The following is a 15,172-nucleotide window of genomic DNA, read 5'->3' as shown; positions in this document are numbered from 1 at the left end:
TGTGGAGATCAGCTCCTTTGCATTGGGAAACCGTTATTTGAGGGTCGGGTCGAGCTTATCGCGCAACCAGTCGCCGAGGACGCTAACGGCAACGGCCGTGATGACAATGACGAGGCTTGGAGCGAGCAGCATCCAGGAGGCGCGGGTGATATACTCGCGGCCGGCCGCGACCATGACACCCAGGCTGGTCATCGGCGGTTGAACGCCGAGGCCGAGGAAGGAGAGTCCGCTTTCCACCAGGACGATTTCCGGAAAGGTCACCGTCGCCGCCACGAGAAGCGTCGCCGCGCTGTTGGGCAGGATATGCCGCAGATAGACACGCAGCGGATGGGCGCCGAGTTGGCGCGTTGCGCTCGCATAGCCCTGCGCGCTGGCGGTGATTGCCAGTCCTCGTGCCAACCGCGCATTCCGCTCCCAGCCATAAAGTCCCATCAGGGCGACGAACAGCGTCAGCGAATTACCGAAACAGGCGAGCATTGCCAGCGCCACGATTAGAAATGGTAGCGAAGCCTGTACGTCGATCATTAGCAGCAGGGCATGCTCGACGAGCCCGCGGAAATACGCGGCGATGAAGCCAATCCCGGTACCGACCAACACGCTGATCGCAGTGGCGCCGAAGGCGACCAGCAAGCTGGTGCGGATCGAGTAGAAAAGACGCGAGGCCACGTCACGGCCCAGATCGTCGGTTCCCAGGACGTGTAGCATCGTTCCGCCAAAGCCGACGGGCGGCGCCAGGCGATGGCGCAGGTCGATGGAAGTGATCTCATAGGGAGCCATCAGCGGCGCGGCGAGCGCCGTGAGGAGCATGAGGAGAACCCAGCCCACAGCAAGGAGTGTCGGCAGGTCCACCGAGCGAGGCGGCGGACGGTTGGTTTCTACAGTTGCCGTTTTCATTGCGATCCTGAGTTTGTTCCACGCAAGCGCGGATCGAACACGCCATAAAGCAGGTCCATCAGCAGGTTGGCCGACGTCATGGTCAGCGCCACGAGAAGGAGGATGACCTGCACCACGGCGAGATCACGGTTCGCAACCGAAACCACCAGCAATTGGCCGATGCCGGGCCAGCCGAAGACGCTTTCCACCAGTACGGCGCCCGCGACCTGGCCGCCGAGCATCAGGCCGAACAGCGTCAGCACAGGAATGATCGCATTCGGAAGGGCATGGTGGCGAACCACCTGCCGCCACGTCACGCCCTTGGCGCTGGCCGCCACGATGTAGAGCTGCGACAGAACTTCGATCATGGCGCTACGCGTGAAGCGCGCGATAATGGCCGCCCCGCCCAAACCAAGCGTGAGCACCGGCAGTACGAAGCTTTCCGGCCGATCCGCGCCGCCGGACGGGAACAGGCCGAGCGTCACGGAAAAGATCAGGATCAGCAATAGCCCGAGCACGAAGCTTGGCACGGTGAAGCCGAACACGGTCAGCATCATCACCGATCGGTCGACCCAGGTGTCGCGATGCATGGCGGCGTAGGCGCCGACCGGAATGCCTATTAGCATCGTGAGCGCCAGTGCCGGCAGCATCAGCGCCAATGTCAGGGGCGCGCGCTCGAACACAAGCTGCAGGGCCGGTTTTCCAGCCAGCATGGAATTCCCGAAATCGCAGTGAAGTGCCGCCAGGACATAGCGGACATATTGCACATACAGAGGCTGATCGAGCCCCCAATGCCGGCGAAACGCCTCAAGATCCGGGGCGCGGGCGCTGGGACCGAGTATCTGCAGCGCCGGGTCTCCAGAGGCCCGCAGCACCACGAATGTAAAGGTCACTACGATCAGGATCGACAGGCCCGCACGCAGGAGCTTGGGGCCGGCGAAACGAAACACCGCACTCATCAATGCCTCACCACATGGCAGGCGACCTGCCGTTCCGGTCCTAGCGGCAGGAGTTCGGGCAGGCTCTGGCGGCAGACATCGCGCGCAAGTGGACAGCGTGGATGAAACGGGCATCCGCAGGGCCGATCGGTGGGGCTCGGCGGCTCGCCTGGCAACGCCACATAATGATCGAAGCCGCCCGGAAGCCTCGGCATGGCCGAGACGAGCGCCTGCGTATAGGGATGGGCGGGTTGATCGATAATGGCGTCGGCGCGCCCCTGCTCGACGACGCGGCCAAGATACATGACGACGATCCGGTCGCTGACATGGCGAACGACCCGCAAGTCATGGCTGATGAACAAGAGGCCGATCCCGAGCTCCTGCTGAAGATCCATGAGCAGATTGACGATTTGCGCCTGGACGGACAGGTCGAGCGCCGAGACCGGCTCATCGCAAACCAGAAGCGAGGGTTTTGGCGCGAGCGCCCGGGCAAGCACGACGCGTTGGCGCTGGCCGCCGGAAAGCTGATGCGGATAGAGCCTGCCATGGTCTTCGCCGAGGCCGACGCCGTGGAGAAGCTCGGCCACACGTTGCTCGCGGCTTGCCGGATCGCCAATCCCGTGAATCGCCAGCGGCTCGGCGATGAGAGCGCTGACAGTCATTCGGCGGTCAAGCGCTGCTAAGGTGTCCTGAAAGACCAGCTGCATCTGGCGCCGCTGCGCGCGCCACTTTTTGCTGTCGATGCGCGGCAGCGGAAAACCCTGAAACAGCACACCTCCGCTGTCCGGCGGCTCCAGACCGAGCGCAATACGGCCGGTGGTGGACTTGCCGCATCCGGATTCGCCGACAATGCCGGTCGTCCGGCCCATCTCGACATCCAGCGACACGCCATCGACTGCTACAAGATATTTCCGCGGTCCGTAGAGTGGCGAGCCGAGCGGAAAGCGACGGGTGATGTTGTTGAGACGCAGCAGGGTCATTGATACGTGCCGGCGTCCAAACGAAGGCAACGCACCGAATGCCGCGCGGCGACCTGCCGCGGTTCCGGTCGGCTCGTGCGACATACCGCGATCGCGTGCCGGCAGCGTGGCGCATAGGCGCATCCCGGCGGCAGATTGCGTTGTGGCGGCGCGCCGGCAATGGCGGTCAACCGCATGCGCGGACCGTGCGAGGGCGGAATGGCACCGATCAGGTCGCGTGTATAGGGGTGCTCCGGCGCGGTCAGAAGCGTGTGTTTCGGCGCCGTTTCGACGATCTGGCCCGCATACATGACGCATGCCCGGTCACAGATGGCCGCCACCGCGGCGAGATCATGGCTGATCATGACCAGCGCCATGCCTGTGTCGCGTTGAATATCTTTGAGCAGCAGCAGGATCTGCGCCTGCACGGTAGCGTCGAGCGCGGTCGTTGGCTCATCGGCGATCAGCAGTTCGGGCCGGCCGGCGAGCGCGATGGCAATCATCACCCGCTGGTTCTGGCCGCCCGACAGTTCGTGGGGGTACGCGTTGAGCCTGCTTGCCGCAGCGGCTATCCCGACCTGGTCGAGCAGGCGGCAGGCCTGGGCACGGGCGGCGGCACCGCTGAGGCCACGGTGCAGGCGAAGCGCTTCGGTGATCTGCGCGCCGATGCGATGCACCGGGTTCAGCGCGCTGGCCGGATCCTGGAAGATCATGGCAATGCGTCCGCCGCGCACCCGATCCAAAACGGATTGTCGTGCGCCCACAAGATCGAGATCACCAATCCTGGCCTCGCCCCGGATCTCGGCGGATTTCGGCAGCAGGCCAAGAACCGCCCGCCAAGTCACGGACTTGCCGCAGCCGGATTCGCCAACGATACCCAAGGCCTCGCCTTTGTTCACAGCAAGATCGACACCGTGCAGCACAGGCACATCGCCGAACGCCACCCTCAAGCCAGCAATGCTGATGGCAGGTTTGGTGGCGGAAGCCCCGATGCCATGAGCCGGCAACAGCGCGGCGCCCGCGCTGTTCTGGAAAGACTTATGCAGCATGGAACTCAGGCCACCGGCTCAGGCGGCATCTTCGGACCGAGATACATTTGCGGCAACGGGTTGGGCTGCCAGCTGACATCCGCCTTCTGCCCATAGATAAAGGGCATGGAGTGCAGCGGCGTGATGCAAGGGTCCTCGATCTCGACAATGTCCTGCATCCGTTTGAAGGCCGCCTGGCGCTTGGCGAGATCGGTCGTCGTTTCAAGCTCGTGACCGAGCGCGTTAAACTCGGCATTGGTCCAGCCACCTGTTGACTGGAGGTCATTGGTCGGACCGATAATCTGCCACAGCATGGAAACGGGATCGGCGTAGAAGGCGCCGCCGGACGTGTCATTGATGCCGCCAATGTCGCCGACCTGCGTCCAGTTTTCACACATGATCAGCTTGACGTTGATTCCGGCAGCCTTCCACATCTCGACAAGCGCCTGGTTCTCGGCGAGCTGCATCGGATAATAGGTGCCGACGGAAGGGTATGGGATTTCCTCGCCTCTGTAGGATGACTTGGCGAGCAGTTCCTTGACCTGCGCCGGATCATAGGACACCCCCTTGCGGTCGGGGTCGTTGATCTCGCCGAAGATCGGTAGCTGCCAGCTGGTCAGCGCTTTCGCCCGGCCGTCCCAGAGGCCGTCCGCCAGCGCACCGCGATCGATAGCGAGAGCGAGCGCGCGACGCAGATCGACATCTTTCAGGATGGGAGTCCTGAGCGGAGCGAATGTGAGAAAGCGGAACCACATGGCTTCGCCACCAACAATCGTGAGGCCGTTGACTCCCTCAATTTCGGCAATGTGGTCCGGAGTGATGTCTGTGACGATATCGTAATCGCCCGACTTCAGTCCGGCGATGCGCGCGGCGATTTCCGGCAGCCGCTTGAAGCGGATCGAGGCAAATGGCGGCTGGCCTCCCCAATATTCGTCGTGCGCCACCAGCGTGATCTCGTCGCCATTGCGGACCTCGCCGATCTTGTAAGGGCCGGTGCCGATCGGCTTCGCCGCCCAGGCGTCGTAGCTGCTGGCGCCAGCCCGTGCCCTGGCGCTGATGATCTGCGTGCCCCAGGCGCCGAGCCGCTGGGCGAAGACCGGGTCCTCTGTCCTGGTGATCAAACGGACAGTGCGATCATTGATCTTCTGCACATCGGCGAGCGAGGAGAGGAAGTTGGCAAACACGGCCGCGCCCGGCGCTTTTTCGCCGCGCAGTCGATCCGGCCCGAGCGAGAAGACAACGTCATCCGCCGTCATTGTGGAACCGTCATGAAACTTCACATTGTCGCGCAACCTGATCTCATGGATCGTGGCGTCAATTTGCTTCAATGATGTCGCGAGCGCGAAATTCAGGCGAAAATTGTCGTTGTAGTCGGTCCGTAAAAGCTGATCGAAAATGCTGTATTGCACCCGCCAGGAAACGTTGGCGATGGAGGAGCCGTCCACCGGTTCCAGAATTGTGCGCAGGTCCTGAACGGCAATATTGAGGTTCGGCCGCCGGCCGGTTGCCGCCATGATCGTGTTCGGCAATGCTATTGCGCCAGCCGCCATGGCGGTCATGCCGAGAAATCTGCGACGTGTCGTTTGCATATCAAAATCCCCTCTCTTTCAGTCGGGATGACAATCGGAGCGAATGAAATCCGCTCCCGAGACGGGCTGAGACATAGCGCGGTTATGTGACGGTTTTTTGCAGGTTTGAGACGGATTGTGTTGGTTATTGAAAATCAAAAGGAAAAAAACATTTCACGGTTGGGCAGCCGTGAGGGCTGAAAGAAGAGGATCAAGCAGAGACCAGTGCGGGGTTGTGACGGTTTTGCGGATATAGAACTTCAACACCGGCGGCTTCGATCTTGTCCAGCATGTCCGATGCCGGCCTCCGGTCGGTGATGATCGCGGTAATCGCCGAATGGGGGAGGATGCGGTAACGCGCCGACAAGCCGAATTTGCTGTGATCGGCGAGAATGACAATTTTCCGTGCTTGCTCGCAGAGCGTCGCAGCAAGCTCCTGTCCGACCTGTTCATGGTCGAAGACGCCATTCGGATGCACCGCATTGACGCCGATAAATGCGACGTCGATCTGCTGTTCGCGGAGTGTACGCAAGGCGGTGAATCCGGTTACGGTCCGGAAATCGACATTGAAATCGCCCCCCAGCATGACAACGCGATGCCGATAGCCTTCGGCCGCGGCGATGGCAGTATCGACCATGTTGGTGACGACGCGCATTTCCGGGAGGGCCGATATGCGGCTGGCCAACGACAGAATGGTGCTGCCGCCCCCGAAGAAGAGATTCTGACCGGGCTTCAGAAGACCCAGGGCGATCTCAGCGATGGTGCTTTTTTCCGCGCGCTCGGAAACAGCTCGCGATGAGATGGCCAGCAGCTTTGGCTGTTGCGTTGCGACCGCGCCACCATGGACCCGTGCGACCAAGCCATCCTGCTCGAGCCGTTTGATATCCCGCCGCGCAGTCTCTTCTGAAATATTGAACCGCTGCATCAAATCTCGGATGCGCACTTCGCCATTCGCCTGGATGATTTCAACGAGCCTTTTATGACGATTGTAACTTAGCGACATGCTTCTCTCTCTCGCGGCATTCGAAAAAAGACTATTCAGTTCGCTGCGCAAATGTCACGTCAGGGCGTCACTTTCAGAGGCCGTTGAGCGGCTTAAGGTGCGCCGCAGAGCTTTTGCCAGCCTTTCGTTTTCCGTCCGACTTCGAACCGTCAGGCGCAGATATCGATCTGCGTCGTTCATGGCTTGATAGCCGCATTCTCTTACGAGGACGGATTCGAACAGAACGAGGCGGCGCTTGAGCTCGGCAGCGGATACCGAATTTTCAGGCAGCCGGCACAAGATGAAATTCGTTTGCGAAGGTACGACGTCGAGGCCCGGTACCGTCCGCAGCTCCTCGATGAACAGCTCTCTATCTTCTCGCAACATCTCTAGACTGTGTTCCAGTTCCTCTGCGAATTCGGGAAGCAGGAACAGTGTGTATTCGGCAATACCGTTAATGTTCCACAGCGGCAGTTTCCGGCGCACGGCGGCAACGAGCGCGGGATCGCCAGCCATGAGGTAGGCGAGCCGGATTCCTCCAAGTCCGAAGACCTTTCCAAGGCTCTTCACCACGATCAAATTGGCACAGGACGGCACCAGAGTCTCAACGCTGTTTGATCGGCCATCAGCGGGGAAATCAATGAACGATTCATCCACGATCAGCCGCCGCCCTCGAGATCCTAGGGCCTCCGCCAGCCATGCCACGTCAGCATGATCAACAAGTCGACCGGTCGGATTGTTTGGATTTACAACGATTGCCGTATCCGCGCCTGTCGCCAGTACGAATTCCAGGAAAGCTCGAACGTCGAGATCGAAATAGGGCGGGGTGAGGACGAAGTTGTTCTTTTGTTCGTCATCGAGTGGTGTTTGAAAGCCGGCGAACGTCGGCACGGGAATCGCGATTGTGGGGTTCAGCGTTGAATAGAGCGCCTGGATGAGATCGGTCACCCCGTTTCCGACTGCAATAAAGTCCGGCTGCTGCGAGGTCATCGTGCCAACAACTGAAGCGATATCGATCTGCTGAGAAGGATAGCATGTCAACACGCCTTCGAGCCTCGCCGCCAGCCGATCGTAAAAAGTCTTGGGAGGGAAGCGGGTATTGCAAAGAAGCATGTGCTCGGCGATTGGCTTGCGCCAATAACCTCCGACGCTCGTTTCCAGACGCCGCAGCACGTTCTCCTTGTCACACCGAAATTCCGCGATGGATGCGTCGACACCGTCGCAAATATCGAGCAGCTTGGAGCCAACATTCAGCACATTGTCAGGCAACGCTACGTCCAGCTGGGACAGGCCCGCGACTAACGTACTCAAGGCCTGATGCAGAGATGCCGCGGCGCGGCTTTCGGCCAGAAGATTGCGTAGAGCATCAGCACTCAATCGATAAATCCCGGTCGGAGCGTCGGGCCGCCAAGCGGAGCCGCGCAAACCTTTGTTGACATCGATACCGTCAAGAACCTCACTGTCGAAAAGCGGCGTTCCCCATATCAGGAGGGTATCGCCATCATGTTGGCAAAACTTCTCAATGAGATCGCCGTCATGCGCGTCGTGCCACGAAAGCGTATTTGTGCTGTCCTGCAGGCGGAACCCATCGAATGTGCCGCTGCTCAAGTTTTCAACGAGAGTGACATCTTCAATGCCGTTTTCGACACAGGCGTTGACGAGACGGTCCAAGAGCGGCTGACCGTTGATAGGAACCAACGGTGCATCGTAGCTGCCACTCCACAGATGTATTTTTGGCCCTGCGAAATCGAGGATAAAAATAGCACGGGTCGTATCGGCCATCTCGGACTCCTTTCTTCTGAAGGAAACAAAAAGAGCGCGTAGAAGCGCCCATTCCCAAAATCAAAACGACCCACTGGCGCTCGAAGTATCCCGTGATGCCGTTCATACCGGCGTCATCCGAAGCCTATAGGGGGCTTTGGTTTCGATCGGTCTCTTCCAGGTGCAACATGACCCACACCAATCCATCCAGGCCTACCGCTCGTTTTCAGACGCCTGCCTCGATAAAGCCGCGCGCTCCTACGAAAGCGATTCTGATCCTCATGGACGGCGTAAGCGCGGACTATTTCGAAAAGCACAAACATCGGTTGCCGACGCTTCTTCGTTTGGCAGGAGACGGTCTGTCCATCACTCGCCTGCGCTCAACGGTGCCGGGAACGTCGATGCCGGGGCGCGCAAGCATGCTAACCGGCGCGGCGCCTCAAGCGAACGGGATCTACGGAAACCACATTGTGCGAGATGGCTCGTTTGTCTGCGCCGACGCGTCTGATCTGCGGGTTCCGACCATTGCAAAGCTTGCCAAAAATAGCGGGCTTGATGTCGCGTCCATCGGCGCTGGGTTGATCGACCCAGCCGATTGCGATGTCTTCGTGCCGGCCTGGTGGGAACGAGGGTTTCTCCAGGGAAGCCGGTCATTTAAGAGCCTGCCCGAAAACCGCATCGCTCGCTCGCGCATGATCAAAGATCCAAATGGACGGTTGCGAGCCGCCGGCGTGCTCGATCTCTTCGGCTTCCCGTCCAGTAGTGACACCGTTGCGAGCACTGCTCTCGTTGCGGGCCTGGCCGCGGATCATCTCATGATCGGGGCTGCAGGAGCGCTGGCTTGCTCGGAGAACCCGCCTGATCTCATTTTGACCGAGATCGACATGACGGATTCGATTCAGCATCAGTTCGGATACGAAAGCGAGGCGGCACATTGGTCTATCGCCGCGGCCGACATGATGATTGGCGCTCTCATCGAAGGACTGAGGCGAGTCGGGCGGGAAGACGATTACGCGATCGTAGTCGCAAGTGACCATGGACATAGCGCCGTCCACACAACCATTTATCCGGATGCGATCATCCCTGACTTGCTTTGGGAAAGTGAAGGAGCGACGCTCCATGTCCTGGTTGACGGAGCTCATGACCGCAGAATCGCAGACGGACTGTTGGCGCGCTTCCAAGTGGAGCCGTGGTCGAGCGACCATGTTCCGGTAAATGAACGTGATTGCATAGCGACCTATGTCGCACCTCCTGGACACTCCTTCGAGGAGACCGTTGGAGACACGCAAGAAGCTGGCCCGACGGGCAGACCTCGATACTTGTCCACCCACGGTTTTCGACCGGGCAGCGCGGAGGACGATCGGATATGCCTGTTGAGCATCCCTGGAATGCAACCTTGCAATATTGCCTGGGGCTCCGCTGAAGAGTTCACGCCAACCATTGCTCAGATCTTGGGATTGTCCGACGCCCCGTTTTCGGCAAAGGGTCTTCTGTAAAATGCCCGCAAGCGACCGCCTGCGGGCTCGCATATTCGTCATGAGAATACCTCTTTGAAGAATATCCCAAGGTTGGCCAACAGCCAGAACTTCCGGCCAAACGAGTCTGAAGGATTTCGTCGTCCGGCCTCGAACCAACGCCGCAAAGCAGCAGGATCGAACAAATCTCCCAATGGAGAGTCCTTATCAAACAGCAGCCTTCGATATTCCGTTGCTCCCTCGCCAACGGCCCACTGACCCAGTGGCAGCGGAAATCCCATCTTTTTGCGAGATAGAACAGATCTGGGCAAGACGCTCCGGTATTCCCTTCTTAAGGGGAATTTTGAGACATCGAGACGTTCGCTGAAGGAAGCAACCGGATGCCACAGTGCCTGGACCGAAGCGATTGGAGACCTCCACCTCAACCGCTGTGAGCCGGGCATCGCCATTGCGGCGGTAACGAGCTGGTGATCGGTATAAGGAACGCGAGCCTCAAGCCCAGCTGCCATTGTGGTGTTGTCAACCATTTCCAGCAATGCGGGCAAATGCGTAGAGACGAGAACATATGAGATCTTACTAAAGAAATCTCCGCCGGCCTCTGCAAATTGAGTCGAGAAGTGATCGAACAGAGCCATCTCGTGCTCCCTTCGTATCCGGCCATCGATAGCAAGCGAGCGGATTTCATCGGTCGGGAAGTAGCTGTAGCGCTCCAGGAAGAACTGCAGCTGACTGCAATGGACGCCGAGTCCGAGGCGTCGGCGTGCGATCTGGGCAAGAGCAGGTGGCAATGCGGCGATGATCTTGCTTCGATTGTAATCATACGGCGTACGGAACAATCGGCTGTAGCCAGCAAAAATCTCATCGGCACCCTCGCCGGTGAGGACGACCTTATGCTCCTTCGAAATCGCCTTTGCGAGCGTAAACATTGCGGTTTCGTTATGCATCCCAAGCGGATGTCCGCGCAGGCGCACCAGCTCCGCTACGGCGTTGACATCGGATGGTTCTCCAATCGGGACGACCCGGTGAGTGAGCCCGAATTCTGCTGCGACCTCCATCGCATAGGCCGTCTCGTCATAATCGGCGGGCTCGACCTTGCCGGTATAGCAGATCGGACGGATTTGGGAGCGGGTGGACGCCTCATAGGCGAGGATGCTCGAGTCAAGTCCACCGGACAACAATGCGGCGACCGGTACGTCAGACACCAGCTGACGTTCGACGGCGCTTCCAAATAGTCTCCTTATGTCGGAATAGTCCGGCTTCGATCGCGAAATGCGCTCCGACAGATTCCACCAACGTTCGGACGTGTGTCGCCCATTCCTTATTGCGAGGAGATGGCCGGGCTCTAACTTGGAGATCCCGGCGAACAGCGTCCTGGCACCGACAACCGCGCGATAGGAAAGAAAACTGAGCGCGCCGATGATGTCGGGTCCGCGTATCACGCCCGGCCAGCGAATGAGAGCGTTCGGCTGCGATGCAAAGAGAAGGCCAACATCGCAGATCGTGTAGTAAAGGGGTTTTACCCCCAAACGATCTCGGGCGATGAGAGCAAGCGAGTTCCGGGGATCGAAAAGCGCGAAGGCAAACATCCCGTCAAGGCGGTTTAAGAATGACTTTCCCCAAGCAATATAGCTAAGAATTAGAACCTCGGTGTCGGACACCGTCGAAAAGGAAAAACCCATATCCCTCAATTCAGCTCTAATTTCCCGATAGTTGAATATCTCGCCGTTGTACGTCACCACCACTCCGGTATTGTCATCGCGATAGGGCTGATTGGCGCGAGAATGAGCGTCGACAATCGACAGCCGTCGATGCGCGAATGCGACCGATTGATCAATGTATAGGCCGCTGGCATCGGGCCCGCGATGAGCGAGAGCCTCAGCGCAACGCTCAACGGCCTCAGCACAAACGGGTGTTCCCTCGTTTTTGAGGACTATCCCAAAGATTCCGCACATTGGGGTCGCTCTCTTGGCACGAATAACGCCAACTACGTGCTCGGCTTTTCGCCGATCATCTGGATGCAGCCATCGCCGAACCAGAAGCGGGCCAGCGGGTGGTCATAATGACGGTACATCGGAGCGAGAAAGCGCCGAAGATTATGGAAATTTTTTGTATACCTTGAGATCCTGCGGATCTTCTCGAAGCCGCACTCGCCATACCAGCCTCGGATTTGCACCTCTGTGAATGCGAACCCGTGATAGGTCGGCGCCTGGAAACGATCCCGGATCGTCACGAACAAATCATCATCAAAAAGACTCCGAAAGAATTCGTTTTCGCCAGGTATATATTCTTTCTCTTCGCCGTCCTTTATTCGCAACAGCCAGTTGATGGCTTCGCGTGCGGTGGATGCATCCAGATTGTCTATGGAACTGCGGAATTGTTCGTCGCTTTGGTAGAGTTCTCGCAAGTGATTGATGCATCGGTAAATGACGCCGTTGGCGGTACCCATAATCGTCAAAAAGAAGCTGCCGCCGGGGCGGGTTACACGGGCAAGCTCTTCAAAGCCTTTTTTCGGATTGCTGGTGTGCGGCAAAACCCCTGCGCAATGGACAAAATCGAAACTGAAGTCGTCAAACGGCAGATCGAGCACACTGCCCGCGACCAGTTCCGAGCGCGGCCCAAATCGGCTGAGCCGTTTGCGCGCGCAATCCATCCAATCATTGCTCAATTCAAGCGAAACAACGTTTCGTGCCCCCTTGTCGAGAAACGCATAGGACGCATTCGCGTTGGAGCCGCAGCCCGCGTCCAGGACATCAAGACCGCGGAAGCTACCGGTAGGCAGGCCGAAATATTCCTCCTCGATTAGAGAGACTAACCTGTCGAATATGTGGTCGTCATTCTCCTGCTCGCGCTGGTAGCGATCAAAGACGGTGCGAGTTTCGGCCTCGAAAGAGTTTTCCATGTATTCTCTTCCCTATAGCTGCAAACTGATTCACTTTGTGAGTAAGGCGACAGATCCGGCTGCGGCGAGTGTAAGGTTGCCCAAGCGCAACGCACTGCCGGTACCTGGAAATTTGAAGTTTGAAAGATGCAGGACCGACAGCACAAACCCTGCACCGATCAATAGGTTGCCCAGGCCTTGCACCGGCAAGTGATGGTCGGCGACGAAGAGGAACGCCAACACGAAGAGATTATTGTTCAACGGCAATCCTCTGCCGAATCCGTCAGCGTCCAGTCCGAACGTCGAAAAATAGCTGAGGCGCAGAGCCCCTGACAGGATGAGGCAGTTGGCAGCCAACAATGCGGGAACGGAGAACGCGTTGAAGGACAAAATCAGAACCGCTGGAAAGACGGCTGCGTAGACCAAATCAAGCAGCCCGTCCAACGCGCCACCCAGCTGTGCCATCAAAGCGGACCGGTTCGGGGAACTCTTCGCGACCATGCCGTCGGCATCATCTGCCAAAAGAGCCCACAAGCCGAAACAGATGCCAATCTCGAAGCGCCCGATCAAAGCAAAGTAGATCGCCGTGGTGGCCAAGATCAGCCCAAGGGCCGTAATGGCATTTGCAGCGTCGAACAGATAGCGGATCATCCTCCTACCCCCGCCACGGCGGCCGGCGCGTCGGCACTATGTCTGTGAGGTCGCTCGAAGGCGAAAATCCTTTCCGCTACCCGCAGGTCCTGTTCACTGTCGATCTCGTACCATCGCAAATCGTCACATCGCGCCGCGGCGAGTTGCAGTCCGCGCTGCTCGATGAGATGCGCGAGCAGCTCCTCGGTATAGGCTTTGATTGCGCCCGAGCCGATCAGGTCGTGGAGGACCGGGACGATCGCCGTTTGGAGTTCGGCGCCAGAGAACCGGATGAGGTTCATCATCTTGAAGAGCACCGGGGTGCCTGATACCAGATTTGCCGCCGTCTGCTTCAACCGGACTTCGGATATGAAGCCGTTGCTGGAAAGGACGACCGCGGACCCTTCCATGGATGGATCGAAGGGCGCGACCGCGGCGGCATTGGCCGCCTCCACCCTGATCAGGTGGCGCAGCGCATCTTCTTCGAAGAAGACGTCACCTTCGAGGAGATAACAGTCGCCGGAAAGAAGCGTGTCGCGTGCCAGCCAGAGCGAGTAGGCGCTCCCTGTCTTGTCGAAGACCGAGGACTCGACATAGTTGATTTCAAGTCTGCCGAAGCGTTCGCCACAGGCATGCCGAATGGCATCCTTGCGATAGCCGACAACAATCGTCACCTCTTCGACTCCCACCGCCTGAAGGTTCCACAGTGCATTGTGAAGTATCGGTGTGCCGTTGACTTCGACGAGGGGCTTGGGACACAGATCGGTCAGCGGACGCAGGCGGGAGCCGAAGCCGGCAGCGAGAATGACGGCTTTCCTGGGAGCAGCGGGAGGCATCTCATTCACCTCTTTCGTGGTGTTGCGGTGTCATTTCCAGGCGTTGAGGAATTCGACGAGCCGGGCCAGGCCGGTCGCGAGTTTTTCAGATGGAATTCCATAGGACAGGCGCAGGCCGGCGGGGTCACCGAACGCGGCGCCCGACACAGCTGCGACGCCAGTTTCGGCAAGCAGAGCCGTCACGATATCGTCGGCTGTCGTTGAGGCGCCGTCTTCCGATGCCGATCGCAGCAGATGGGAAAGGTCGAGATAGAAATAGAAGCCGCCTTGCGCCCTGGCGACCGGGACACGCGTCAACCAAGCAAGCACGTCAAGACCCACCCGTCTGGCGCTTGTGAGGCGTGAACGCAGCTTGCCTTCATAGTCCGATCCATCCCTTTGCAAATGGGCGAGCACCGCGTGCTGGGCAATTACGTTTGGATTCGAAGTGGTGTGCGATTGCAGGGCCTTGACGGCATTGATCACCTCTTTTGTGCCCGCCAGATAACCGATGCGCCAGCCGGTCAATGCCAGCGATTTGCTGAAGGAGTTGACGATCAGCGCGCGTGCTCGAATTTCGGGAGCGACCGAGACGATCGGATGGTGGGTATGATCCTCATGCACGAAGTCGCCATAGCACTCGTCGAAAATGATCCACAGGTTGTGGCTGACCGCCAGTTGAGCGATGGCCATCAGGGTCTCAACATCGTAGACCGCACCGGCCGGATTGCTGGGCGTGTTGACGACGATCGCCCGCGTTCGTTCGGTGACCGCCTCCTTGATGTGCTCGGGGCGCGGGACGCAACCGTTGGATCTGGTGTCGACGAAGACCGGTGTGCCGCCGGCGATTAGCACCTGGGCCGGAAACGTTGTCCAGTAAGGCGCCGGGATGATGACCTCGTCGCCCGGGTTCAGCAGCACCATTGCGGCATTGAACAAGGCCTGCTTCGCTCCGGACGTCACGGCAACTTCCTCGGCCTTCCAGATCTGTCCGGTATCGAGGGAGATCTTCCGCGCCAGTGCCTCGCGCAGCTCCACCATGCCAACCGTATCGGTATAGCGATTGACGCCCTTATTGATGGCGTCGATCGCGCCGTCGCGAATCGTGGGAGCAAGCTCGCTCCAGATCTCGCCGGCGGTCAGATCGATGATCTCCTTGCCAGCATCGGCCGCCGCTTTTGCGGCAGTGCGCGCCGCGGCGGTACCCGATGTACCGAAAAGGTTTGTCCGATGCGCAAGCATGTGCGCTCCCGTTTTCGTTTGCT

Annotated in this window: 13 protein-coding genes; 1 reads left to right on the top strand and 12 read right to left on the bottom strand. The window is 59.0% G+C overall.

The genetic code is table 11. The features are described from left to right. Window positions 1–33: 33 nt before the first annotated feature. The 7 genes from FCU66_RS30630 to FCU66_RS30600 all read right to left on the bottom strand — a co-directional run bounded on the left by FCU66_RS30630 (window position 34) and on the right by FCU66_RS30600 (window position 8,130). Window positions 34–894: an ABC transporter permease gene (locus FCU66_RS30630; protein WP_136617674.1), complete on the bottom strand. Its 861-nt coding sequence runs from the start codon at window positions 892–894 to the stop codon at window positions 34–36. Further along, the gene (locus FCU66_RS30625) at window positions 891–1,832 is read right to left on the bottom strand and encodes an ABC transporter permease (RefSeq protein WP_136617675.1); all 942 of its coding nucleotides are present in this window, start codon (window positions 1,830–1,832) and stop codon (window positions 891–893) included. Before FCU66_RS30625 ends, FCU66_RS30630 begins: the two co-directional genes overlap by 4 nt. Continuing rightward, window positions 1,832–2,791, bottom strand: coding sequence for an ABC transporter ATP-binding protein (locus tag FCU66_RS30620; protein ID WP_136617676.1), 960 nt, complete (start codon window positions 2,789–2,791; stop codon window positions 1,832–1,834). The genes FCU66_RS30625 and FCU66_RS30620 overlap by 1 nt, the downstream gene beginning before the upstream one ends. After that, window positions 2,788–3,819, bottom strand: coding sequence for an ABC transporter ATP-binding protein (locus FCU66_RS30615; protein ID WP_136617677.1), 1,032 nt, complete (start codon window positions 3,817–3,819; stop codon window positions 2,788–2,790). The genes FCU66_RS30620 and FCU66_RS30615 overlap by 4 nt, the downstream gene beginning before the upstream one ends. 5 nt (window positions 3,820–3,824) lie before the next feature. Continuing rightward, entirely contained in the window at window positions 3,825–5,387 is a 1,563-nt protein-coding gene (locus tag FCU66_RS30610; RefSeq protein WP_136617678.1) for an ABC transporter substrate-binding protein, read from the bottom strand. Between the two features lie 190 nt (window positions 5,388–5,577). Next, complete coding sequence (locus FCU66_RS30605; RefSeq protein ID WP_136617679.1) at window positions 5,578–6,369, bottom strand: DeoR/GlpR family DNA-binding transcription regulator; 792 nt, start codon at window positions 6,367–6,369, stop codon at window positions 5,578–5,580. 54 nt (window positions 6,370–6,423) lie between these two features. Next, complete coding sequence (locus FCU66_RS30600; protein ID WP_136617680.1) at window positions 6,424–8,130, bottom strand: pyridoxal phosphate-dependent aminotransferase; 1,707 nt, start codon at window positions 8,128–8,130, stop codon at window positions 6,424–6,426. Between the two features lie 167 nt (window positions 8,131–8,297). Here FCU66_RS30600 and FCU66_RS30595 point away from each other — a divergent pair, with 167 nt between their 5' ends. Further along, window positions 8,298–9,605 (top strand): alkaline phosphatase family protein, encoded by a 1,308-nt coding sequence (locus tag FCU66_RS30595; RefSeq protein ID WP_109671376.1) that lies wholly within the window; start codon window positions 8,298–8,300, stop codon window positions 9,603–9,605. A 38-nt stretch (window positions 9,606–9,643) separates the two neighbouring features. On the opposite strand, the gene asnB is transcribed toward FCU66_RS30595, so the two are convergent. From asnB to FCU66_RS30570, 5 genes are read right to left on the bottom strand one after another with little or no spacing between them, the layout of a single operon-like run. Then, window positions 9,644–11,536, bottom strand: a complete 1,893-nt coding sequence (gene asnB / locus FCU66_RS30590; RefSeq protein WP_136617681.1) for an asparagine synthase (glutamine-hydrolyzing) — start codon at window positions 11,534–11,536, stop codon at window positions 9,644–9,646. Window positions 11,537–11,568: 32 nt separating this feature from the next. Then, on the bottom strand, window positions 11,569–12,483 hold the full coding sequence (locus tag FCU66_RS30585; protein WP_136617682.1) for a class I SAM-dependent methyltransferase: 915 nt from the start codon (window positions 12,481–12,483) through the stop codon (window positions 11,569–11,571). 30 nt (window positions 12,484–12,513) lie between these two features. Then, window positions 12,514–13,113 (bottom strand): CDP-alcohol phosphatidyltransferase family protein, encoded by a 600-nt coding sequence (locus FCU66_RS30580; RefSeq protein ID WP_136617683.1) that lies wholly within the window; start codon window positions 13,111–13,113, stop codon window positions 12,514–12,516. Beyond that, the gene (locus tag FCU66_RS30575; RefSeq protein WP_136617684.1) at window positions 13,110–13,928 is read right to left on the bottom strand and encodes a phosphocholine cytidylyltransferase family protein; all 819 of its coding nucleotides are present in this window, start codon (window positions 13,926–13,928) and stop codon (window positions 13,110–13,112) included. The genes FCU66_RS30580 and FCU66_RS30575 overlap by 4 nt, the downstream gene beginning before the upstream one ends. 30 nt (window positions 13,929–13,958) lie before the next feature. After that, window positions 13,959–15,149, bottom strand: a complete 1,191-nt coding sequence (locus FCU66_RS30570) for an aminotransferase class I/II-fold pyridoxal phosphate-dependent enzyme (protein ID WP_136617685.1) — start codon at window positions 15,147–15,149, stop codon at window positions 13,959–13,961. Window positions 15,150–15,172 lie beyond the last annotated feature (23 nt).

This window comes from Mesorhizobium norvegicum (genome assembly GCF_004919685.1).
Lineage (GTDB): Bacteria > Pseudomonadota > Alphaproteobacteria > Rhizobiales > Rhizobiaceae > Mesorhizobium > Mesorhizobium norvegicum.
Note: the sequence above shows the minus strand (reverse complement) of the source record. Positions and strands in the feature narration are given on the sequence as shown.